The sequence below is a fragment of the Acidovorax sp. SUPP950 genome (assembly GCF_030158935.1).
Classification (GTDB): Bacteria; Pseudomonadota; Gammaproteobacteria; order Burkholderiales; family Burkholderiaceae_C; genus Paracidovorax.
On sequence record NZ_BQXE01000002.1, the window covers coordinates 440,352 to 462,791 of the forward strand.

Consider the following 22,440-nt stretch of genomic DNA (forward strand, 5'->3'; position numbering starts at 1 on the left):
CCAACGTGTGCGGCATCGCGGGTTATTACAACACGGACCAATACCCAGCCTCGGCGGTGGTGATCAAACGCATGACCGATGCGATTGCGCATCGGGGACCAGATGGCGAAGGAAGTTACGTTCATGAAGCGTTGGCCTTGGGCCACCGACGTCTTGCCATTATCGACCTCTCGCCCGGGGGGCACCAGCCCAAAGCCTCCGAAGATGGCCGATACGTTATCACCTACAACGGGGAAATCTACAATTTCAAAGAAATCCGTATGGAACTGGAGAGCTTGGGCCGCCATTTCCATACCCACAGCGATACAGAAGTCCTGCTTTATGCATTTGTCGAGTGGGGCGTGAAATGTTTCAGCCGCCTCAACGGCATGTTCGCATTGGCAATTTGGGACAATGCTGAAAGGACTTTGACGCTCGCGCGCGATCGCTACGGGGTCAAGCCGCTTTATTATCACAATTCTGGAAAATCATTTGTTTTTGGCTCTGAAATCAAGGCAATTTTTGCACACGGCGTTGTCGATCCTAAAGTCGATTCCATCGGGCTGTTTGAATATTTGAGTTTTCAAAATTTTCTTGCCGATCGAACCATATTCAGCGGCATCAGTCTTTTTCCTGCTGGAACGTTTGCAACGGTTAGAAGAGGCAGTACTGGATCTGTGGAAGCCAGTTTCACCCGTTATTGGGACTACCAATTCGTTGAGCCTGAATCGCCGCGAAAATTGGAGGAGTATGCAGAAGAACTGGATCGCCTGTTCGTGCAGGCTGTCTCTCGGCAACTGGTCAGTGACGTAGACATTGGATCTTATTTGAGTGGTGGGATGGACAGCGGGTCCATCACAGCAGTCGCCGCTCAGCAAATCCCATACATGAAAACATTCACCTGCGGCTTCGATTTGAATTCGGCTTCAGGGATTGAACTGGGGTTTGATGAACGCCCGACGGCTGAATATATGTCTTATCTCTTCAAAACTGAGCATTATGAAATGGTGCTCAAGGCGGGAGATATGGAGCGAGTCATGCCCAAGTTGGCGTGGCACATCGAAGAGCCGCGCGTAGGACAAAGTTATCCGAATTATTATGCGGCTCAACTGGCCAGTAAATTTGTCAAAGTTGTGCTGTCTGGTGCCGGTGGTGATGAACTCTTCGGTGGATATCCGTGGCGATACTATAGAGCGGTAGTCAATAATGATTTTGATCACTATATAGATAAATACCACGCTTTCTGGCAGCGTCTGATTCCCCAGGGGAAAATGTCCACCGCATTGGCTCCGGTATGGGCGGAGGTTCAGCACATTGACTCGCGAGACCTGTTCAAGTCCGTCTTTCATCAACGGCCCCAGAACATTGGCCGGCCGGAAGACTATATCAATCACTCCCTGTATTTCGAGGCCAGGACATTCCTCCACGGGCTACTGGTAGTTGAAGACAAATTGAGCATGGCCCATGGGATCGAAACGCGAGTCCCATTCCTCGACAATGATCTCGTGGATTTTTCAATGCAATTGCCAGCACGCATGAAGCTTGGAAATTTGGGTGAAGTCGTCAAGTTGAATGAAAATGAACCCGGGGCGAAGACCGCCAAATATTTTCAGAAAACCAAAGATGGAAAGCTGCTCTTACGCCAGGTGATGCAGCGATTGTTGCCACCTGTGATAACGGATCGTGAAAAGCAGGGGTTCTCTGCCCCAGATGCGAGTTGGTTCAAAGGTGAAAGCATTGATTATGTCAAGCGTACTTTGCTCAGCCCTAATGCTTTGACCCATCAATACTTGAACCGTGATTATGTGAATGAGATCGTTCGGCAGCACGGCAGTGGGGAAATGAATCACCGCTTGCAGATCTGGTCGCTGATCAGTCTGGAATCCATGATCAGACAATTTATAAAAAATGAATAAGAGAATTATTTCCACAGAGAGGCCCTATAAAGTGCTGCATATTGGTAATATTGCTAATAATGCTTATCTGAATGCGAAATTGCTTCTTCGGCACGGCGTTGAATCAGATGTAATTTGCGCGGATTATTATCATATCATGGGCACCCCAGAATGGGAGGATGCGGTATTTAATTTTGAGGGAATCGATCACTTCAATCCGGATTGGGCCAATCTGGATTTGCAAGGATTTCAAAGGCCAAATTGGTTTCATTCGGGTGCCTTAGGTCAAATCCTGGCTGAACTGGCTGGAGACGCTGCGGCTCCAGAGCAGAAGATGGGGCGTCTATCGCGAATCATCGGGACAGCGCACAGCCACGCATTTGGGGGAACGCTTGAGCTTCTTTTGAATGATGCTTGGACGAAGCTTTTCGGATACAAACAAAAATCCTTGGTCAACCTGCTGACGAGGGTTTCGGTTCCGATTCTGCATGTCATGTGTCGATTGCATTTTTATGCTGAATCTGCCTTCAAAAAAAATGGTGGGGATCGTTTCGCAAAAATACGCGTTACTTTGGATCAGATCAACAGACGTACCAAATGTGACCTGAGGCGCTCAGAGGCAGTCCCTTATTTTTTTCATCAAGCTTTGTGGGAACGGGTTTTTAAGAAATATGATGCGGTTATCGGATATTCCATAGATGGAATTTATCCACTGATATGCAATAAGAAATATATTGCCTTTGAGCATGGAACGATCAGGAAAATTCCGTTTGTCGATGATGCTCTGGGGCGAATCTGCAAAGCCGTTTATAAATCCGCAGATAAAGTAATTATCACCAACTGCGACAACGTCAAGGCTGCAAAGAAGTTGCAGCTAAAAGACTATCGATTTATACCTCATCCGATCAATGAGGAGGTTCAGAAGGTGCAGCTTCCGCCCAGTTGTACCGAGCGCCTTAACGAACAGGAATTTATCGTCTTTCATCCCGCCCGGCACCATTGGGATAGGCATCGCGATCCCAGTTGGGAAAAGGGAAATGACAAAATCATCGCAGGCTTTGCAAGATTTAAAAAGGCAACCAGTGTCAAAACTGTTTTGGTTCTTACTGAATGGGGGTTGACGATAGAGCATAGCCGACGGCTTATCAAAAAATTGGGTATTGAAGATGCCGTGGTGTGGATACCGGTCCTCCCCAATCAGCACATGATTGAAATGATCAGTCTGTCTCACGTCGTGGTGGATCAAATCGGTGTAGGTGCTTTCGGGAGCTTGGCCGCTAAATCGTTGATGTGTGGAAAGGCGACCCTGTGTCATATTGACCCGGAGCCGCACAGGGCTTGCTTCGATGTGATTCCTCCGCTCATCAGCGTGGAGTCGCATGTTGATGTTGCCGCTCGTCTACAACAACTCGCAAGTGATATTTCCTATCGCAATGGCGTTGAGAATGAATCTCGAGAATGGTATTTGCAGCATCATTCCAATAGATTGATCGCCGAGCGCCTCGTTGGATTGATTAAAGAAATCGCCGCATAAATCCGGGCAATAGTTATTCATTGACCACAGAGGTGGCTATATTGCCATGATGTTCGTGTCGATTCAGGATCTTTAGGTTGGCCGATGTATATTTTTCGTGGAGGAATGATTTCTCTCCTCAATTCGGTTTCCATTCTTTTGCTGCCCTTGATTGCGGCACTGAGGATGTCATTGAAGTGGGTGCGAGGGCAAGCGCCTGTCAGTATTTGGACTGGTGCACCCATCCTAAATATGGCAATCAACTCCAGCGCGGAGAGGTTGACAGGTGCCAAGTCTTATTCGGTAGTTGCTCATACCTATTTCATTACCAATAAATTCGATTTCGATCTTCAAAGGCTTCCTCTTGGGCGAGTTTTTAACACGCAATATAGATACATTGCTTTTTGGATCATTTGTTTGATCGCTGATCGTGTTCATATTTATTTGGATGGGGGTATCTTGCCGAATGCGAAGATGCGATCCTTCAACAAATTGGAGCTTTTCACCTATAAATTGTTGGCAGTAGATGTGTTTGCGTGGACCTATGGTGGAGATTGCCGCACCCAGCGCATCACCCGGTCGCTGGGCGACCCGAACTGCTGCACGGATTGCACCGCTCAAAATTCAGCATGTATCTGTGATGAAGGCTTGTTTCTACCTCGATATGACTATGCGCGAGATAAATGCGTGGCAATTTTCTCGATGGGGGACATGATTGAGTACACTCCCGGAAGCGTAAATACACTATATTTCTGGCCGCTGGATATTGGCGATGAAAAATATAAAAATATCCAGACTGTTTCTGAATTGAATCCACCATTGGTGCGGATTGTCCACGCTCCCAACCATCGGATGTTCAAGGGCACGAGATTCATAGAGGCGGCTGTTTCTGAATTATCTGCCGAAGGATTGGCTGTGGAGCTCGTGCTGGTTGAGAGGGTTCCAAATCAGCAGGCCCTCAAGATCTACCAAACGGCGGATATTATTGTGGATCAAGTCATGGTGGGTTTTCATGGGTTTTTTGCTCTTGAGGCAATGGCCATGAGCAAGCCGGTCGTGTGTTTCATTCGCGAGCCGGAGCGCTATCTTATTGATGCAAAAAACTCTCCCATTATTAATGCCAATCCGGAGAACATCAAAGAGGTACTTCGATCATGGGTGAATGCGAGTCGGTCGGAACGTCTCAATCGGGGCCTGCAGGGCCGCAATTTTATTGAAAAGCATTATTCTATGGATGCTTTTGCCAAACGCTTGGGCAAGGCATATACAGAGCTTGGAGTGTCTAAATGAGATATTGTGTTGTCGGGTCTGGTGGTTATATAGGCCGGTTTCTTTGCGAGCATTTGATCAAACAGGGGCACTCTGTCGACAAGGTTAGCTCCTCGCTGGCAGGAGGCATCGACCCAACCACAGGACTGTTGCCCGAGTTGGATTTGGCACAGGTCGACGTTGTGGTGTATCTGGCTCAGTCGCCGTTCTATCGGCAGTTGCCTCAGCGGGCCCCCCATCTTCTGGCGGTCAATTGCGTCAGTGCGGTCCATGTTGCGATCGCTGCTCAGGCATCGAACGTTTCCAAGTTTATTTACGCATCGACGGGAAACGTCTACCAAGCATCTTTTGATGCATTCAAGGAGCATTCCACGCTGGAACGTGGGAACTGGTATTCGCTATCGAAAATAATGGGCGAGGAAGGTTTGCGCCTGGCCGCCGGTGGAATGGACCTGACATGCCTTAGGATTTTCGGCGTGTACGGGCCCGGCCAAGCAGACAAGCTCATCCCCAATCTCATAGCGCGCGTGACACGGGGTGAAACCGTGACCGTCGATCGCCAGCCCTCAGCTGCGGAGGCCCAGCCTGAAGGGTTGAGAACCAATCCCATCTATATCGATGACACTGTGCGGGCCATCGAAATGGTGGCTGGGATTCGCGGTGTGCCGGTCATGAACTTTGCAGGCGATGAAGTGCTTTCGATCCGGCAGATGGTGGAAATCATTGGCGAAGTGGCTGGTACCTCGCCGCAGGTGGCCGTGAACGATCATGAGCGGGCAGGAGATCTGATCGGGGACACGTCTCTGTTCCGCTCTCACTACACCCCTCCGCTGACCCCATTCAAAGAGGGCATTCAAAAGGTGCTAGAAGCCTCGCAATGAGGGTTCTTCACCTTCCCACCTCTATTGGCAACAATGCCTGGGCCCTTTCCAGGGGTGAACGGTCATTGGGTGTGCACAGCGATACTTTGGTGACTCAGACGTCCTATTTGGACTACCCTGCCGACTCAATCGTCGATCTCAGCGGTTCCAGTACGGCATTGGGAAGGTGGTACCTCCTGCTCAAGGCGTTCCTGTCTGTGAGAGCGCGCTATGACGTATTTCACTTCAACTGGGGCTCGTCATTGTTCACGATGCGTGGGATCAATCTGCAGCACCTTGAACTGCCTTTCTACCCTGACACAGCGGCCTTGTTTGCGACCTATAACGGGTGCGATGCCCGTCAGAAATTGCCCACGCTGGCCAAGGGAGGCTTTAGCGCCTGTGAGCATTGCGTCGTCCGGGATTGCGGACCAGCCCTCGACAGGAGCCGTGAGGCTGGAATCATCAAGATGGAACGCCATGCCCAGCACCTCTGGGCGTTGAATCCCGACTTGCTCCCCTTTTTGCCCAGCCAGCGGTCTGGATTCCTTCCATATGCCGTGCCCATTGTGGAGAAAGCGAGGCCGCAGCGGAACGAGGCCAAGCGTCGCCTGCGTGTCGCGCATGCCCCTACCAACCGCGAAATCAAGGGCACTGCGTTTCTTCTGAACGCGGTGGAACAAATTAACAGGCGACATCCCGACGCCATCGAACTTGTGTTGGTCGAGGGCAAGTCGCATGCCGAGGCGCTGGAAATCTATGGGGCCGCGGATGTCATCGTGGACCAGTTATTGATAGGCTGGTATGGAGCATTCGCAGTCGAAACGATGATGCTGGGAAAGCCTGTCGTCGTGCGGATAGATGCACGGGATGCACATGCGGTGCCTGGACCGATGCGCGAAGAGCTTTTGCAAGCCGTCATTCAGGCAGATCCGAACACCATTGAAGAGGTTCTTGAGGGGTTATTGGATTCACCCGCAAAGTTAACCGGACACGCAGAAGCCTGCTTTGAATATGCCCGCAGGTGGCATGACCCCGTTCATGTCGCTTCATTGACCGTGGCCAAGTACGAAGAAGCGTTGAAGGCGAAATAAGCATGTGCGGCATTCTTGGTTTGTATGGCGCTGGCCGTCTCGACAATGCTGAGGCCAGGCTCAAGCTGGGCCTTTCGAAGTTGGGGCGCCGGGGCCCCGACGATCATGGGTTGTCGAGCGTGTGGTTACCCGATGGCCAAATGCACCTCGGACACACCCGTCTCAGTGTCATCGACCTGACCGATGCAGCACACCAGCCCATGGCGAGCCGGGACGGGCGATTCTTGCTGGTCTTCAACGGAGAGATTTACAACTATCGCGAGCTCCGTTCAGAACTTCAATCTCTTGGCCGCCATGTCCACTCGGCGTCCGACACCGAAGTGCTGCTGCAGGCTTGGGCCCAATGGGGTCAAGCAGCACTTGCCCGGTTGGTCGGCATGTTCGCCTTCGTCATCTTCGACCGCGAAACGAACTTGCTGCATGGTGCCCGCGACGCTTTTGGCATCAAGCCGCTTTACTACCACCAGGATGATCGAAATTTCTGTTTCGCCTCCGAGATCCCGGCGGTCCAGGCATTGCGATCGTTCACCCCGGCACTTGACTGGCAGATCGCCTATGACTATCTGGCGCATGGTGCTTATGACACTGGCGAACGCACCTTCTTTGCCGAAGTCCGTGCGCTGCCACCGGGACACCGTTTCACCTACGACCTGGACTCCCAGCGTCTGGATCTGCAGCGCTGGTGGTCGCCAAAAATTGCCCCTGTTCAACGGCTGACGATCGACGACGCGGCGCAGGCGCTTCGCAGCCATCTGTTGGACAGCGTGCGGCTTCATCTGCGCAGCGATGTGCCCCTGGGGGCCGCGTTATCAGGTGGCCTGGATTCCTCCACGATCGTGGGTTGCATGCGGCACCTTGAGCCCGAAGCGACCATCCACACGTTCAGCTTCGTTGCGGCCGGGGACTCGGTTTCGGAAGAGCAGTGGGTCGACCGCATGACTGCGCACGTTGGTGCGGTTTCGCACAAGCTGAGCATCACGCCGCAGGAGCTTGCAGCCGATCTGGACGACATGATCGAGACGCAGGGTGAGCCCTTCGGCAGCACCAGCATTTATGCCCAATACCGGGTGTTTCAGCTGGCACGGGAGCACGGTGTGACCGTGACGCTCGATGGACAAGGCGCGGATGAACTGTGCGGCGGTTATGTCGGCTATCCTGGGCCGCGCGTACGCAGTCTCCTGGACGAAGGGCAGTGGCTGGGTGCGGCTGCATTCTTGCGGGATTGGGGGCGTTGGCCTGGCAGGGCGTCGCTGGAAGGGTTCAAGGCTGCAGTAGCGGAATACACCAGCGATTCCGCCTACCAAACGCTGCGCCGCGTGAACGGTGCGAAGGCCTGCCCGCCTTGGCTGGATGGACAGGTACTGGCCGATGCAGGCGTGGCGCTGCGTTTCCCACGAGAACTGCCTCCCCAGACGGCACCGGGACGCCGTTTGGTGGCAGAGTTGGCCCGCTCGCTGCATGGCGTCGGCCTGCCTGGGCTTTTGCGCCATGGTGATCGCAATTCCATGCGGTTCTCGGTGGAAAGCCGGGTCCCGTTCCTTACGACGGGGCTGGCCGATTTTCTGCTGACGCTGCCTGAGGAATACCTGGTGTCGCCCCAAGGTGAGACCAAGCATCTATTGCGCCGAGCAATGCGTGGCCTGGTGCCGCAGGAAGTGCTGGATCGCCGGGACAAGATCGGCTTCGCCACGCCTGAACAAGCGTGGCTTTTGCAAATGGCGCCGCAGGTGCGGGAATGGTTGCGGTACCCGCTGGGTTTGCCGTTCTTTCGCCAGGACGAGGTGCTGAAGGCGTTCGATCAGGTCGTTGCCGGGCAGCGTCCGTTCAGTTGGCAAGTGTGGCGCTGGATCAACTTCACGCGCTGGCATGCGCGGCATTTTGCTGAATGAGGTGGCCGTGGCCCGTCTGATGCTGTTGTCGCTTTCACCCATTGCCTCCGATCCCCGCGTGATGCGCCAGTACGGGGCGCTGAAGGACGAGCATGAAGTCCATGTGTTGGGGTTCGGAGAATGCCCACCCGGGATGCTGCATTTCACCTCCGTCGAACAGCCTCGTGCGGATCGCAAAGGGGTTTTGCGCAATGCGCTGCGTCTGGCCTTTCGACGCTACGACGCCTATTACTGGCAACACCCTCAGATCCGCGCGCTGGAAAAGGCCGCAGCGCAGGTGCCAGCGGGTTTCGACCTGGTATTGGCCAACGATGTCATGGCTCTGCCCATGGCGCTGCGGTTGGCGGGCAGTGCGCCCGTGTGGCTCGACGCGCACGAGTACGCGCCGCGGGAGTTCGAAGACCTTTGGGCGTGGCGCACGTTGCTGGGGCCTTTCTTCGATGCCACCTGCCGCGATGCGCTGCCACAGGTTGCGCGCATGAGCACCGTGTGTGCAGGCATCGCGCGCGAATACGAGCGGTGCTACGGCGTTGCGGTATCCGTCATGCCCAATTGCCCCGAGCCAGAGAACTTGCCGGTGAAGCCAACGCATGCTGACCGTATTCGGCTGATCCACCACGGCGCAGCCATCGCCTCGCGCAAGATCGAGGTGATGATCGACCTCATGGACCATCTGGACGATCGCTTCAGCCTCGACCTGATGCTGATGGAGCAAGATCCTGCTTACCTCGCCGCGTTGAAGCATCGGGCGGCCCCGCATTCGCGCATCCGGTTCATTCCGCCAGTGCCCATGCGCGATATTGCCGCGCACACCAACGGCTATGACATCGGGTTGTTCCTGCTGCCCCCCACCAATTTCAATTACCTGCATGCACTGCCCAACAAGTTCTTCGAATTCATGCAGGCACGCCTGGCCATCGCCATCGGTCCGTCGCCTGAGATGCAAGCGCTGGTGACCGAGCTTGGTTGCGGCGTGGTCAGCGGCAGTTTCGAGGCAGCAGACCTGGCCGCGCATCTCTCGCGCCTCACACCCCAGGACATCGATGCCATGAAGCGCGCTTCGGACTTGGCCAGCCAGCGGTTCAATGCGGCGGCCACTCGCCAATGGCTTCGTGACGAGGTGCGCGGCTTGCTGGCCGACCGTGCCTGCCCGGTGCATTGACGCCATGCGCGCGATTGTTCTCGGAACCCAGTCGTTCATCGACGGCGGCACCAAGGTGGGTTCTCAGCATCTGGCGCACGCGCTGGCGGCGGCGGGCTGGTCGGTCGACTATGTGCCCACGCTCTCCTCCCCGCTGGACGTGGTGGGCCGCCAGCGCCATGCCCGGCTGGCGAGAGCATGGGGACATGGGATGCCGCAGCGAGCAGTGGGCATTTCGCAAGGTCTCACCGAGTGGAGCCTTCAATCGATGTTTCCCGCGCATCGGCTTTTTCTGCGTTGGCCTTGGCAATTGGCGGCGTATGGCCAACGCTGCCCGTCGCCATTGCGCGACGTGCCGTTCGACGCATGCATTGCCGATGTCGCACCCAACATGTTGCTGCTGCACCAGATCACGGCCCGCGCCAAGATCTGCCGCCTCAACGATTGGCCGCAGGGGTTCGCTCGCGATCTGCACCCGGTGCTCATCAACGCGCTCGGGTCCATGGTGGGTGGCCCCGATTTCGATGAAGTGTGGGCCGTCTCTGAACCCCTGGTGGAATATGCCCGTGCGCTGAACCCGCAGGGTGAGGTGGTGCACATTCCCAATGGGGTAGAGGCCCGTCTTTTGATGCCTGCCACGCAAATCCCGGTGGCGCGACAGCCGCGCAGCGCGGTCTATGTCGGCGGGCTCACGGCTTGGCTGGACACCGGCTTGCTCGCCCAGGCCGCGCGTTTGCTTCCCGATTGGACCTTTGCGGTGTACGCCCCTGGTACGCCCCCGCAGCACGGATGGCCGCCCAACCTCCAATGGCGCGGCAGCGTTGGCCGTGCGGAACTGCCAGCGGTTCTCCAAAGCCATGAAGTGGGCCTGATTCCTTTTTGCGAGGCCGATGGACGCATGCGCTATGTCGAGCGTCCCTTGAAGTTCTATGAGTACATCGCAGCGGGATTGGGTGTGGCCAGCACCGATCTGGGCGCTTTGCGCCATGGGATGGGTGACCTGGCCTGCTACGGCAACGATGCGCGGACATTCGCCGATGCCATCGTTCAGGCCCGGGAGCAGGCGCAGGTTCGCCCTGCGAGCTTCGCGAAAGACTTCGTGCGAGCCCACGACTGGGGTACGCGCGCACAGACCATGCTGGCCCGTCTGGAGATGTTGCTGGCATGAAAAACTACCTTCTCTACGACTTCATGCAGGTGGCTGGAGGCGCGGAACGGGTCACGCTCACGCTGGCTGAGGCCTTTCCGGACTTTCAGACCCTGGTCAGCCGGTGCTACCCTGACGCCCAACCCTTGCTGGATGCCTCCACTGCCCAAGTGCAGGAGTTGCGGGGTGGCTGGTCTGCGCGCCTGCCGCGCATTCTGGAAAGCATGTGGTGCTTCCGGTTTCGGGCCGGACGGTTGCACGACGCCCACACCGTGCTCTACAGCGGCTTCTATGCCCCGCTGGCGGTCTACCAGCAGCGGTCTGGCCGGCGCTTTTACTATTGCCACACCATCCCCCGATTCGCCTACGACCTGTACGACAGCACGCTGGCGGGTTTTCCGTGGTGGCTTCGGCCGTTCTACGCAATCTTCGTGCGGTGGTTTCGCAAGCAGTACGAAGCGGCCATCGGCCGGATGGATCGCATTTTTGTGAACTCGGAGAACGTTCGCGCACGGCTCCAGCGGTATACAGGTTTGGATGCCGAGGTGGTCTACCCCCCTGTGGCCACACAGCACTTTCGGTTTTTGGCCGATGAGGGCTACTACCTCTCTACCGCACGACTGGTGCCCAACAAGCGGGTGGATGTGATCGTGCGGGCTTTCCTTCAGATGCCCGAGCGCTCCCTGGTGGTGCTCTCTGGCGGGCCGGAACTGGAGCGATTGAAAGCGATCGCCGGAGAGTCGCCCAACATCCGGTTCACCGGCTGGCAGGCCGATGACGCGCTGCGGCGCTGGGTAGGCAACGCTCGCTGCGTGATCTACCTGCCGGTGGACGAGGACTTTGGCATGTCGCCCGTGGAGGCCATGGCTGCAGGCAAACCCGTGATCGGTGTGGCCGAAGGGGGGTTGTTGGAAACCGTCGTTCCGGCAGAGACTGGACTGCTATTGAATCCGCCGCCCAGCATCGAAGCGCTGATCGACGCGGTGGAAGAAATGGAAATGTCTGTGGGGCCTACGCTCTCGGAACTGTGCCGGCGGCGAGCGGTATTGTTCAGCGAAAAGCAGTTCATTCAATCAATGAAAAAGCATTTGAGATAGTTGGTAATTAATGAGTTCGAATCACCATATTAAAGAGGTTGACAACCTGAGGGCCGTGGCCATTGTCATGACATTGGTGGCGCACCTGGGTTTTTTTACCCATGAAAATAATGAGTGGTATGCGTATGTCATTCAAAATGTGGCCCAGTTTTGGGGTGGCGTGGATCTGTTTTTCGTCATATCCGGTTTTGTCATCTCCAAGCAGCTGCATGCCTTGTTGCGCGTTGGCGATGGATGGAGCGCCAACACCGATGGGCTTAAGATTTTCTTTGTAAAACGATTTTTCAGAATATTTCCGCAGGCTTTTTTCTGGGCGGCTGTCGTTCTCTTCTTTAGTTGGTATTTTCAGGGGGTTGGTAAATTTGGAGATGTTTCAAAAGTCATATGGCATTTTTGGGCATCCATTCTCTCTGTGGAGAATATATATTTGACTTTTGATGTGATTCCGCAGCTGTCAATTTATTGGTCGCTGTCGATAGAAGAGCAGTTTTATATTATTTTTCCACTCCTGCTGATCTTCTTGCCAAGGAAAAAGGTGTTTGCCGTTTTGCTGGTGGCGGCGGTTGTCCAGCTTTTGCTTCCTCGTCCCGTCGACCAGTCAAAAATAATATTCATGGTGAGATATGACGCGCTAATACTGGGTTGCTTTATCTATATGTGGACGTTCACAAGCCACTATTTGAATGTGAGGGGAAGGTTGGCAAATAGGTCGCAGGTGCTGTTTGCCGTTCAAATTCTGCTGCTTCTTGCGATCATGGCCATACCTGTTCACATGCGGGGCGTATGGTTCATGGTGGGGGTATTGGATATTTGTTGTTGCTTGATCGTTGCAATTTCAGTGCTGCAACTCAAGGCGTTTGAATTCCGCGCCTGGGCAGGAAAGGTCTTGGGCTACCTGGGTAAGCGATCGTATGCGATTTACTTGTGCCATATTCCGGTCGCTTTTTTGCTTCTCAGTGCGGACTCGCTTCTGGGGACCCATTGGGCACCTCAGAAAATAATGGACTACCAGATATTTGGAACGATAGTGTTGATCTTTGTCGCTGCCGAAATGTCTTATCAACTCATTGAAAAGCCGTTGCGCGAACGAGGCCGCGTTCTCGCACAACGGTGGCAAGGCGCCGCGCGGGCGGTGCCCGTCTAATTGACGGGATGCCATCGAACTGCGCAGGCAGTTCTCGCAAAGGCCTACCGTCGGTCAACAATTAAGACTTGGAGCGCCAGTGCGCAATGGATAGCAGAGACGATACGGCTATGTATCGAACGGCGTTCGCCCAAGATTGAAAAATCTTCGATTTGTCCACCTTCAGGGTCTGCATGGACAGCGCTACTTCTGCAATGCGAAGACCACGGCGCCGCAGGAGCAACAGCGTTCCGATGTCTTGGTAGTCGAGCAAAGTGGCCTCTGTCGAGGTGGCTGCCTCCAGTGAACGACGGTTATAGAGCCGGAAGCCGGACACGAAATCCCGTAGCGCAAATCCTGTGATCCAGCGAAACCACTGCCAGGCGAGTCGGCGAATCCAACTCATGCGCGCTGGGAAAAAGCCTACGACGACGTCTCCCTGATACCGCTGATCCAGGAGTGTTTTAATTTCTTCCACCTCATAGCGGCCTTCCGCGTCGATGGTGATCACCCCGTCGTAGCCGCGGGCCAGTCCGTAGCGAAGCCCCGTTTGCAAGCTCCCCCAGGTGGTCATCGCCAGCAAAGGACGCAGCACTCGCGCTCCTGTGCTTTCGGCCAGATGGCAGGTGCCATCCGTGCTGCGGTTGTCCACCACGAGCACGTCGGCCCCCACCAGCGCGCGAACGCGCTGGATGAGGTGCTGGATGCTTGCCGCATGGTTGCGGGTGGAGATCACCACGAGCACGCGTGGATTGGGCGCGGCCGGCGTGCTGCCCAGGGCCAGGTATTGGTATTGGTGCGCCAGTGCGCGTTCGCACTGGGCAATGTCGAAATGCTGGAGCAGCGCTTGGTAGCCCGCCTCGCCGAACTGGATGCGCAGCCGCGTGTCGTGCTGCAGGCGCGCCAGGGTACTGCGCCAGCTCTCCACGTCTTCGATGGGCACATGCAGCCCGGCACGGGCGTAGGCCACCACCCAGGGCATGCCGGAGCCGGGCAGGTCCGTCACCACGCAGGGGCGCTTGTGCATCATGGCCTCAAGCAGCACGATGCCGAACGCCTCGGTGCGCTCGCGCGACGCCAGGCAAAAGACGTCGCAGCCTTCCAGCAAGGCGTGTTTTTCCGCATTGAGCACCGAGCCGACCAGGCGCACTGCAGGTTCACGGCCGGCGGGCGTGGTATCCCGGATCAGGGCCTCCAGCGACACCCGCAACTCGCCTTCGCCGGCGATCAAAAGTTCGACCCCCGGCATGGCCTGCACGGCCTGGATCAGTGTCTCGAACCCCTTGTAGTAGGTGAGCCGACCGATGGACAGAAGCCGCAGCTGGGTTTCGGGTCTCCATTGCAGTCCACTGCGCAAGGCGGTGGGCGGGGGAGGGCGGTGCAGGTCGATGCCCAGCGGAATGACCTCGCACTTGCTGCGCCACGGCTGCAGCGCCCGGCTGGCCTCCAGGTAGGGGGGCGATGTGGCGAAAATCAACTGCGCCCGGTCCAGCACCGCGTGCTCGAACGGGCGGTACAGAAAATACGCCATCGCCACGGACAACTTGATGTCCGAGACGACGATGTCGGAATGCCAGTGCACCACGCACGGCACCTTGCGGGCCGCAGGCAGTGTCAGGGCCCACAGCGCGGAATTGTTGGGCAGGTGCAGGTGCAGCACATCGGGCTGAAAGTGCCGGATGGCCTTTCCCAGCGCCGAGCGAAAGCCCAGGGCGATGGGGGCATAGACCAGGTTGAACTGCACCGGTACCCGCACCAGCCAGGGCGGGTCGTCCGGTAGTGGGGTTCCGTGTACCAGCGCGAACGCCTCGATGCCTTGGGCCCGCTGGGCCTCGATGAGGTCGGCCAGGAACACTTCCATGCCGCCCAGGTAGGGCGGAAAGAACTTGCCGATGTGCAGGACGCGCAGTGCCACAGGGGTCTCGCTGCCTCAGGCTATTTCTTCAGGGCCGCCACCTGGGCACGCACCTGCGGGTACTGCGGATTGCGCGGATCGATCGCGATGGCGCGGTCCAGGTCCTTGAGGCTGTCGTCCAGGCGGCCGGCCGCGCGGTGGGCCATGGCCCGCCCGTAGTACGCCGGCGCTGCGTTGGGGGTGCGCGCGATGATCTGGTCGAACAGCGCGATCGCTGCCTTCGCATCGCCCTTGCCCACCTGCGCCATGCCCAGGCCCAGCATCAGGCGCTGGTTGTTGGGGCTGGCCTTCATCAACGCGGTGAAATCGCTGATGGCATCGTCGTACCGTTGCGCGCCGATGGCGGCTTCGGCACGGCGCATGCGCATGGATTCGCGCATGCGCTCGACCTCCTTGTCGGTGATGCCTTCGGCTGCGCGTGTCATGCCCTGGGTGAAGGCGTCATACGCCGCGGCGAACTGTCCCAGCGCGAAGGCGGACTCGCCCCGGTGGTAGTACAGCGGCAGGTCGGTGAATCCCTGCTTTTCCGCTTCTGCGAAGGCCGCCAAGGCTTCGGTGTGCTTTTTTTGCTGCTGCAGCGCGACGCCGATATTGAAGCGGGCGGAGCCCTGCAGCGATCCCAGCGCCTCGGCGGTGGCAAAGCTCTTCTGGGCCTCGGCCACCGAACCGCGATCGAGGTGGTAGGCCCCGAGGTTCAGGAATGGACGCCAGCGGCCCACGGCGCTCGGCGATGCCTGCAGGTCGATCTTTTCGGCCGCATCGCCCCAGGCGGCGTAGTCGTCCCGCAGGGATTCCACCCGCTCGAACGCCAGCAGGCTGAACACCAGGCCCACCATGCAGCCCAGCACGTAAATGGTTTTCGGCTTGAAGCCGGTCAGCACGATGGCGACCAAGATCGGCACGGCGATGGCCCAGAGATAGCTGCGGTAGAGCACGAACGGGTCCTGCACCCACACGGTCGCGAACTCGGTCACGTACAGCAGCAGCGGGAACATCAGCGCCACGCCCACGAGGCTCAACGCCCCGCGGCGGCGCAGCACGGCCCAGAGCGCGGCGGCCCACAGCGCCAAATAGCCGAAGATGCCCAGGATCTGCGGGAATGCGGCATACGACAGCGGGAACGCCGGCCGCAGGTCCACCGACATCCACATCACGTTGGGGAAGAACCACAGAAACCCGTAGGCAAAGAAGAGCGCCGCCTCGTTCAGGATGCTGAGCGGGTACATGCGCTGCGTGATCCCCGGGCTCAGGCGATCCAGCTGCTGGGCGAAGTCCAGCGAGCGCTGGTCGAAGAGCTTGCCGATGAATTCGCCGTAGATGCCGAAAAAGACCACCGCTGCCACCGCGATCAGCGCGGCGGATGCGCCAGCCAGCGTGGCGACCGTCTTCCAGCTCGGGCGGCGGACATGGATATACAGCGGCACGCTCATCGCAGCGACCATGACCGCATGTTCCTTGGACAGCACCGCCGCCACGTAGCTCAGCAGGGCCAGGCCATACCAGAGCACGCCCCGGCCGGACAGGCCCCGCACGAAACACCAGCACGCCAGCACCGAGAACAGCGTGGCCATGACGATCGAGCGCTGCACCAGGTACGCCACGGCATACACCGCCATGGGATTGACCGCGAACAGTGCCACGCCCACCCGCACCGCCGCCTGTTGCGACAGGCCGAAATGCGGCTGCGATTCGAATTCCTCCGGGAAGCGCGTGCGGGCCAGCAGGTCACGCACCAGCGCATACAGCGCGGCCACCGTGGCCAGATGCAGTGCAATGTTCACGAGTCGCTGCTTGCCCCAGCCGGGGCCAGCCAAGGAGTCCACCCAGATGAAGCTGCCATATGACAGCATCCGCTGCTTGAAGGTGAGCAGGCTGCCGTAGCTACCGAAGATCGCGCCGTCGGAAAGCCGCAGATCGTCGAACAGCAACGCATGGTTCCAGCCGGGCAGGTAGATGGCCAGCACGGCCGCCAGAACGGCGATGCCGAATACAGCAAGGGAAATGGACGGTTTGGCCATGGGCGGATAGAAAGCAGGTGGACGGGCGCAGCGGTGCGTGGCAGTGCGCGCAGGCAGCCGGGAAGTCTAAGCGATGGAATTTTCGCACCCGCTTGGCACCGCCGGATGCGGGGTGCCTCCAGGCCGGGCCATTGCCAGCGGCCCGGCGGCCCGATTTCAGTCCTGGGCGGGCGCCGCCGGCCCGGGTTCCAGGCCCCGCAGCACCAGGTGGCAGAGCAATTCCTCCGCCTTGTCGTAGTCGCGCTCGGTCAGCGCGGGCTTGCCCAGCAGCAGCGCGAACTGGGCCTGCTGGTCCGCGTAGGCCTGGGTCACTGACCAGATGATGAACATGAGATGGGTGAAATTCACCTTGGCGATGCGGCCCTCGCGCGCCCAGCGCTCGAAGGTGCGCACATCGTTCTTGAGCACGGGGCCCACGCGTTCGGCGATCACGCCCGCGTAGCGCGGCGCACCGGCGATGACCTCCTTGGCGAACACCTTGGCGGCGTTCGGCCGCTCCAGCGACGAGCGCAGCTTGGCGCGGATGTAGCGGCGCAGCGCCTCGTGCGGATCATCGCCATGGGACATCTCTTCCATGCCGGCCAGCCACTGGTTGAGCACGTCGTCCAGCACGCGCAGGTACAGCGCCTCCTTGTTCGGAAAGTAGTACAGCAGGTTGTGGCGGCTCAGCCCGATGGCCGCGGCGATGCTTTCCAGCGACGCGCCCTCGAAACCGAACTGCGCAAACTGCGTCTCCGCCTCGGTGAGGATGGCCTGTTCCTTTTTGAGCCGCGAGGCGGTGGGCGGGCGCCCCGGGTCGGCGGGCGCTCCATCGGGCGCGGGGGGCTGAAGGGCGGTGCGCGTTCGCACAGGTGCGGGGCGGGAGGGCTTGGGCGAAGGGCTCATTTGCACCATTGTGGAACGACTGCGGGGTGTTTTCGCTGGCACGGTGTTTGCACTAGGGGATTTTACCGATTGGTAAATTTTTACTGATTGGTAAATTGAAAACCAGCAGGGCACGGCACCGCCGAAGACACCTGCACCACGACAGCGAGGCCCCCCGATGAAACCTCTGCAGACTGTTCCGATGTGCGGCCGCCCGGCCGCCTGCGCCTGGCCCCGCCAACGCCGCAAGCGCCACGCCCACGCGCCCCGCCGCGTTCGCGCGCCCCTCTCCCGTCCCTGATCTCCCGTCCCTGACCCTTCGCCCCGAGGACTACCGATGGAAACGACCGCAAGCCGCGCGTGCGGCATTCATGCCGCACGCCTGAACCTGGCCGACTACGCCGTGAACTTCGGCGACGCGCATCCGCCGCTCACCAAGGCGCAGGCTCTGGTAGAGGCCGAGCGCTGCTACTACTGCTTCGATGCGCCGTGTGCCACGGCGTGCCCGACCGGCATCGACATTCCCGCATTCATCCACCGCGTCGCACAGGGCAACGACCGCGGCGCGGCCCGCGCCATTCTCGAGGCCAACCCGCTCGGCGGCATGTGCGCCCGCGTCTGCCCGACCGAGGTGCTGTGCGAGCAGGCCTGCGTGCGCAACTCGCATGACGACAAGCCGGTGGAGATCGGCGCGCTGCAGCGCCACGCCACCGATGCGTACTTTGCCGACCCGGGCGCGCCCCTGTTCACCCGTGCCGCGCCCACGGGCCGCCGGGTGGCCGTGGTGGGCGCGGGGCCCGCAGGGCTGGCCTGCGCCCATGGCCTGGCGGTGCGCGGGCACGACGTGGTGCTGTTCGAGGCGCGCCCCAAGCTGGGCGGTTTGAACGAATACGGCCTGGCCAGCTACAAGACCACGGGCGGCTTCGCGCAAAAGGAAATCGAATGGCTGCTGTCCATCGGCGGCATCGAGGTGCGCTGCAACCAGGTGCTGGGCCGCGATGCCACCGTGGACAGCCTGCTTCAGGCCTACGACGCCGTGTTCCTGGGTTTGGGACTGGCGGGCGTCAATGCGCTGGGCATCGCCGAGCCGCAGGTCGAGGGGCTGTGCAACGCGGTCGACTTCATTGCCGACGTGCGCCAGGCGCAGGACCTTTCGACCGTCCCCGTGGGCCGCCGCGTGGTCGTGATCGGCGGCGGCATGACGGCTGTGGACGCTGCCGTGCAGGCGCGCAAGCTGGGCGCCGAAGAGGTGACGATCGTCTATCGCCGCGGTGCCGACGGCATGTCCGCCTCCGCCGTGGAGCAGCGCTGGGCGCAGACGAACGGCGTGGCCATCCGCCACTGGGCGGCGCCGAAGGAACTGCTCAGCGAAGGCGGGGTGGTGCGTGGCATGCGGTTCGCGGCCACGGCCCTGGCGGGTGGACGCCTCGTGGACACGGGCGAATCCTTCACGCTGGAGGCCGACATGGTGCTCAAGGCCATCGGCCAGAGCTACCTGCCCGAGCATGCAGGTCCCACGGTGGCCCTGCAGGGCGGGCGCATCGCCACCGACGACATGGGCCGCACCAGCGTGGCGCGGCTGTGGGCCGGCGGGGACTGCCGTGCCGGCGGGCGCGACCTCACGGTCGAGGCGGTCGAGCACGGCAAGGTGGCCGCCCTCTCCATCAGCGAGGCGCTGCGCGGCTGACGGCCGGCGCCTTCTCCCTCCAACACCCCGCACCCCCGGAGCATTTCCCATGGCAGACATCCGCAGCCGCTTTCTCGGCATCGAGAGCCCCAATCCATTCTGGCTGGCCTCCGCACCGCCCACCGACAAGGAAATCAATGTCACCCGCGCCTTCGAGGCGGGCTGGGGCGGCGTGGTCTGGAAGACGCTGGGCGAAGACCCGCACGTGGTCAACGTCAACGGCCCGCGCTATGCCACGCTGATGTCGCAGGACCGCCGCGTGATCGGGCTCAACAACATCGAGCTCATCACCGACCGCCCGCTGCAGACCAACCTGGACGAGATCCGCCGCGTCAAACGCAACTGGCCCGACCGCGCAATGATCGTCTCGCTCATGGTGCCCTGCGTGGAAGAAAGCTGGAAGCGCATCCTGCCCATGGTGGAGGACGTGGGGGCCGACGGCATCGAGCTGAACTTCGGCTGCCCGCACGGCATGAGCGAGCGCGGCATGGGCGCCGCCGTAGGCCAGGTGCCCGAATACATCCAGATGGTGACAGCCTGGTGCAAGCACTACAGCCGGCTGCCGGTGATCGTGAAGCTCACGCCCAACATCACCGACGTGCGCCAGCCCGCCCGCGCTGCCCAAGCCGGCGGGGCCGATGCGGTGTCGCTCATCAACACCATCAACTCCATCATGGGCGTGGACCTGGAGCGCATGGCCATGAGTCCCAGCACCGGCGGCCTGGGCTCGCACGGCGGCTATTGCGGCCCGGCGGTCAAGCCCATCGCGCTCAACATGGTGGCCGAGATCGCGCGCGACGCGCAGACCGCCGGCCTGCCCATCAGCGGCATCGGCGGCATCTCCACCTGGCGCGATGCGGCCGAGTACATCGCCCTGGGCTGCGGCACCGTGCAGGTGTGCACGGCGGCCATGGTGTACGGCTTCAAGATCGTGCAGGACATGTGCGACGGGCTGTCCAACTTCATGGACGCGCACGGCTACCACACCCTCGACGACTTCCGCGGCCAGGCCGTGCCGACGGTCAAGGACTGGAAGCAGCTGGACCTGAACCACATCGACAAGGCGGTGATCGACCAGGATGCCTGCATCCAGTGCGGCCGCTGCCACGTGGTGTGCGAAGACACGTCGCACCAGGCCATCACCTTCACCAAGGATGGCGGCGTGCGCCGGTTCGAGGTGAACGAGGCCGAATGCGTGGGCTGCAACCTGTGCGTGTCGATCTGCCCCGTGCCCGAATGCATCACGCTGCGCAGCCTCGCGCCTGGCGAGGTCGATGCGCGCACCGGCAAGGTGGTGACAGGCGAGTACGCCAACTGGACCATGCACCCCAACAACCCGCAGCGCGTGGCCGCCTGAGCCGCGCTGCCGCGGCCCATTGCCCGCGTTGGTGCGCACCTTCGCGCCCGCCTTCCGCCTGCCAGCCTGTCTGCAACGTCTCGGAGACCGCCCCATGAAGACCCTGCATGCCCCCGGTGCCAGCAACGAACTGTGGAACGACGACCTGGCGCCCACCCAGCCGCACCAGCGCACCTGGCGCTGGTACCACTTCGCGGCCCTGTGGGTGGGCATGGTGATGTGCATCCCCGCCTACACGCTGGCCGCCAGCCTGATCGACAGCGGCATGTCGTGGGGACAGGCGGTGGGCACGGTGTTCCTGGGCAACCTGATCGTGCTGGTGCCCATGCTGCTCATCGGCCACGCAGGGGCCAAGTACGGCATTCCCTATGCGGTGCTGGCGCGCGCGTCGTTCGGCACGCGCGGCGCCAAGCTGCCGGCGCTGCTGCGCGCACTGGTGGCCTGCGGCTGGTACGGCATCCAGACCTGGTTCGGCGGCATGATGATCTACACGCTGGCCGGCGTGCTCCTCGGGCATCCCCTGGAGGGCGACAAGATCGCGGGGCTGGGCATCAACCTGGGCCAGCTGGTGTGCTTCCTGGTGTTCTGGGCCATCCAGTTCTATTTCGTGGTGCACGGCATCGAGTCCATCCGCAAGCTCGAGACGTGGACGGCGCCGATCAAGATCGTCATCTGCTTTCTGCTGCTGTGGTGGGCGTATGACAAGGCGGGCGGTTTCGGGCCCATCCTGGACCAGCCCTCGCAGTTCGCGCCCGGCGGCAAGAAGGCGGGGCAGTTCAGCGCCGTGTTCTGGCCGTCGCTGACCGCCATGGTGGGCTTCTGGGCCACGCTGGCGCTCAACATTCCCGACTTCACGCGGTTTGCCCGGTCGCAGCGCGATCAGGTGGTAGGCCAGGCCATCGGCCTGCCCGTGCCCATGGGCCTGCTGGCCGCGCTGGCGGTGTTCGTGACCTCGGCCACGGTGGTCATCTATGGCAAGGCGCTGTGGGACCCGGTGGACCTGGCCAGCCGCATGACGGGCGCGGCCGTGCTGATCGCGCTCATCATCCTGCTGATCGACACCGTCAGCGTGAACCTCGCTGCCAACCTCGTGGGACCGGCGTACGACTTCTCCGCGCTGAGCCCGTCGCGCATCAGCTATCGGGTGGGCGGCTACATCACCGTGGGCATCGCCATCGCGATGATGCCGTGGAAGATCCTCGAATCGACACAGGGCTACATCTTCACCTGGCTCATCGGCTACTCGGCGCTGCTGGGGCCGGTGGCCGGCATCCTGATGGTGGACTACTACCTGGTGCGCCGCACCGAGCTGGACGTGGCCGCGCTGTACGAGGAGCGCGGCGCCTACCGCTACCGCGGCGGCTGGAATGCGGTGGCCGTGGTGGCCTTCGTGCTGGGCGTGGCGCCCAACATTCCCGGCTTTCTGAACGCGGCGTTCCCGGCCACCTTCCCCGGTGTGGGCGAGGTGTTCAAGCAGATCTATGCCTATGCCTGGTTCATCGGCCTGGCCATTGCCGCCGTGGTGTACCGCCTCGGCATGGCCGGCCAGACGCACCCGGCACCCACTCCGCTGCGCCGCGCCTGAGCACGGC

At 60.1% G+C, this 22,440-nt stretch carries 16 protein-coding genes; 13 read left to right on the top strand and 3 right to left on the bottom strand.

The features are described 5' to 3' along the window. Positions 1-5: 5 nt before the first annotated feature. From asnB (AVME950_RS11155) to AVME950_RS11200, 10 genes are all read left to right on the top strand, one after another. Positions 6-1,895, top strand: a complete 1,890-nt coding sequence (asnB, locus tag AVME950_RS11155; protein ID WP_284429878.1) for an asparagine synthase (glutamine-hydrolyzing) — start codon at positions 6-8, stop codon at positions 1,893-1,895. After that, positions 1,888-3,408, top strand: a complete 1,521-nt coding sequence (locus tag AVME950_RS11160; RefSeq protein WP_284429879.1) for a glycosyltransferase family protein — start codon at positions 1,888-1,890, stop codon at positions 3,406-3,408. Before asnB (AVME950_RS11155) ends, AVME950_RS11160 begins: the two co-directional genes overlap by 8 nt. A gap of 105 nt (positions 3,409-3,513) precedes the next feature. Then, positions 3,514-4,677, top strand: a complete 1,164-nt coding sequence (locus AVME950_RS11165) for a glycosyltransferase (protein ID WP_284429880.1) — start codon at positions 3,514-3,516, stop codon at positions 4,675-4,677. Further along, a complete protein-coding gene (locus AVME950_RS11170; protein ID WP_284429881.1) occupies positions 4,674-5,537 on the top strand; it encodes an NAD-dependent epimerase/dehydratase family protein in 864 nt (287 codons plus the stop codon). The genes AVME950_RS11165 and AVME950_RS11170 overlap by 4 nt, the downstream gene beginning before the upstream one ends. After that, positions 5,534-6,610 carry a glycosyltransferase gene (locus tag AVME950_RS11175; RefSeq protein ID WP_284429882.1) on the top strand — a complete coding sequence of 359 codons (1,077 nt, stop codon included), beginning with the start codon at positions 5,534-5,536 and terminating at the stop codon, positions 6,608-6,610. Before AVME950_RS11170 ends, AVME950_RS11175 begins: the two co-directional genes overlap by 4 nt. A 2-nt stretch (positions 6,611-6,612) precedes the next feature. Then, on the top strand, positions 6,613-8,499 hold the full coding sequence (gene asnB / locus AVME950_RS11180) for an asparagine synthase (glutamine-hydrolyzing) (protein WP_284429883.1): 1,887 nt from the start codon (positions 6,613-6,615) through the stop codon (positions 8,497-8,499). After that, positions 8,477-9,661: a glycosyltransferase family protein gene (locus AVME950_RS11185; RefSeq protein WP_284429884.1), complete on the top strand. Its 1,185-nt coding sequence runs from the start codon at positions 8,477-8,479 to the stop codon at positions 9,659-9,661. Before asnB (AVME950_RS11180) ends, AVME950_RS11185 begins: the two co-directional genes overlap by 23 nt. Next, the gene (locus AVME950_RS11190; RefSeq protein ID WP_284429885.1) at positions 9,585-10,808 is read left to right on the top strand and encodes a glycosyltransferase; all 1,224 of its coding nucleotides are present in this window, start codon (positions 9,585-9,587) and stop codon (positions 10,806-10,808) included. Before AVME950_RS11185 ends, AVME950_RS11190 begins: the two co-directional genes overlap by 77 nt. After that, on the top strand, positions 10,805-11,884 hold the full coding sequence (locus AVME950_RS11195) for a glycosyltransferase (RefSeq protein WP_284429886.1): 1,080 nt from the start codon (positions 10,805-10,807) through the stop codon (positions 11,882-11,884). The genes AVME950_RS11190 and AVME950_RS11195 overlap by 4 nt, the downstream gene beginning before the upstream one ends. 10 nt (positions 11,885-11,894) lie before the next feature. Continuing rightward, positions 11,895-13,028 carry an acyltransferase family protein gene (locus tag AVME950_RS11200; protein WP_284429887.1) on the top strand — a complete coding sequence of 378 codons (1,134 nt, stop codon included), beginning with the start codon at positions 11,895-11,897 and terminating at the stop codon, positions 13,026-13,028. A gap of 61 nt (positions 13,029-13,089) precedes the next feature. Here AVME950_RS11200 and AVME950_RS11205 read toward each other — a convergent pair whose 3' ends face one another. From AVME950_RS11205 to AVME950_RS11215, 3 genes are all read right to left on the bottom strand, one after another. Beyond that, positions 13,090-14,868 (bottom strand): glycosyltransferase, encoded by a 1,779-nt coding sequence (locus AVME950_RS11205; RefSeq protein WP_284430237.1) that lies wholly within the window; start codon positions 14,866-14,868, stop codon positions 13,090-13,092. 74 nt (positions 14,869-14,942) lie between these two features. Beyond that, entirely contained in the window at positions 14,943-16,940 is a 1,998-nt protein-coding gene (locus AVME950_RS11210) for a tetratricopeptide repeat protein (RefSeq protein WP_284429888.1), read from the bottom strand. 156 nt (positions 16,941-17,096) lie between these two features. After that, positions 17,097-17,825 (bottom strand): TetR/AcrR family transcriptional regulator, encoded by a 729-nt coding sequence (locus AVME950_RS11215; protein WP_487088013.1) that lies wholly within the window; start codon positions 17,823-17,825, stop codon positions 17,097-17,099. Positions 17,826-18,141: 316 nt separating this feature from the next. Between AVME950_RS11215 and AVME950_RS11220 the strand changes: the two genes are divergently transcribed. The 3 genes from AVME950_RS11220 (at position 18,142) to AVME950_RS11230 (ending at position 22,433) form a co-directional block, all read left to right on the top strand. Beyond that, the gene (locus AVME950_RS11220; protein WP_284425965.1) at positions 18,142-19,491 is read left to right on the top strand and encodes an NAD(P)-dependent oxidoreductase; all 1,350 of its coding nucleotides are present in this window, start codon (positions 18,142-18,144) and stop codon (positions 19,489-19,491) included. A gap of 49 nt (positions 19,492-19,540) precedes the next feature. Beyond that, positions 19,541-20,848 carry an NAD-dependent dihydropyrimidine dehydrogenase subunit PreA gene (gene preA / locus AVME950_RS11225; RefSeq protein ID WP_284429889.1) on the top strand — a complete coding sequence of 436 codons (1,308 nt, stop codon included), beginning with the start codon at positions 19,541-19,543 and terminating at the stop codon, positions 20,846-20,848. A gap of 94 nt (positions 20,849-20,942) precedes the next feature. Next, positions 20,943-22,433 (top strand): NCS1 family nucleobase:cation symporter-1, encoded by a 1,491-nt coding sequence (locus AVME950_RS11230; RefSeq protein ID WP_284396603.1) that lies wholly within the window; start codon positions 20,943-20,945, stop codon positions 22,431-22,433. The last annotated feature ends 7 nt before the right edge of the window (positions 22,434-22,440 follow it).

Bases quoted from the DNA above. Each gene is read 5' to 3' on its own strand.
- AVME950_RS11160 (WP_284429879.1), top strand. From the start codon at position 1,888: ATGAATAAGAGAATTATTTCCACAGAGAGGCCCTATAAAGTGCTGCAT.
- AVME950_RS11165 (WP_284429880.1), top strand. From the start codon at position 3,514: ATGATTTCTCTCCTCAATTCGGTTTCCATTCTTTTGCTGCCCTTGATT.
- AVME950_RS11170 (WP_284429881.1), top strand. From the start codon at position 4,674: ATGAGATATTGTGTTGTCGGGTCTGGTGGTTATATAGGCCGGTTTCTT.
- AVME950_RS11175 (WP_284429882.1), top strand. From the start codon at position 5,534: ATGAGGGTTCTTCACCTTCCCACCTCTATTGGCAACAATGCCTGGGCC.
- asnB (WP_284429883.1), top strand. From the start codon at position 6,613: ATGTGCGGCATTCTTGGTTTGTATGGCGCTGGCCGTCTCGACAATGCT.
- AVME950_RS11185 (WP_284429884.1), top strand. From the start codon at position 8,477: ATGCGCGGCATTTTGCTGAATGAGGTGGCCGTGGCCCGTCTGATGCTG.
- AVME950_RS11190 (WP_284429885.1), top strand. From the start codon at position 9,585: ATGCGGCGGCCACTCGCCAATGGCTTCGTGACGAGGTGCGCGGCTTGC.
- AVME950_RS11195 (WP_284429886.1), top strand. From the start codon at position 10,805: ATGAAAAACTACCTTCTCTACGACTTCATGCAGGTGGCTGGAGGCGCG.
- AVME950_RS11200 (WP_284429887.1), top strand. From the start codon at position 11,895: ATGAGTTCGAATCACCATATTAAAGAGGTTGACAACCTGAGGGCCGTG.
- AVME950_RS11205 (WP_284430237.1), bottom strand. From the start codon at position 14,868: ATGGAAGTGTTCCTGGCCGACCTCATCGAGGCCCAGCGGGCCCAAGGC.
- AVME950_RS11210 (WP_284429888.1), bottom strand. From the start codon at position 16,940: ATGGCCAAACCGTCCATTTCCCTTGCTGTATTCGGCATCGCCGTTCTG.
- AVME950_RS11215 (WP_487088013.1), bottom strand. From the start codon at position 17,825: ATGAGCCCTTCGCCCAAGCCCTCCCGCCCCGCACCTGTGCGAACGCGC.
- AVME950_RS11220 (WP_284425965.1), top strand. From the start codon at position 18,142: ATGGAAACGACCGCAAGCCGCGCGTGCGGCATTCATGCCGCACGCCTG.
- preA (WP_284429889.1), top strand. From the start codon at position 19,541: ATGGCAGACATCCGCAGCCGCTTTCTCGGCATCGAGAGCCCCAATCCA.
- AVME950_RS11230 (WP_284396603.1), top strand. From the start codon at position 20,943: ATGAAGACCCTGCATGCCCCCGGTGCCAGCAACGAACTGTGGAACGAC.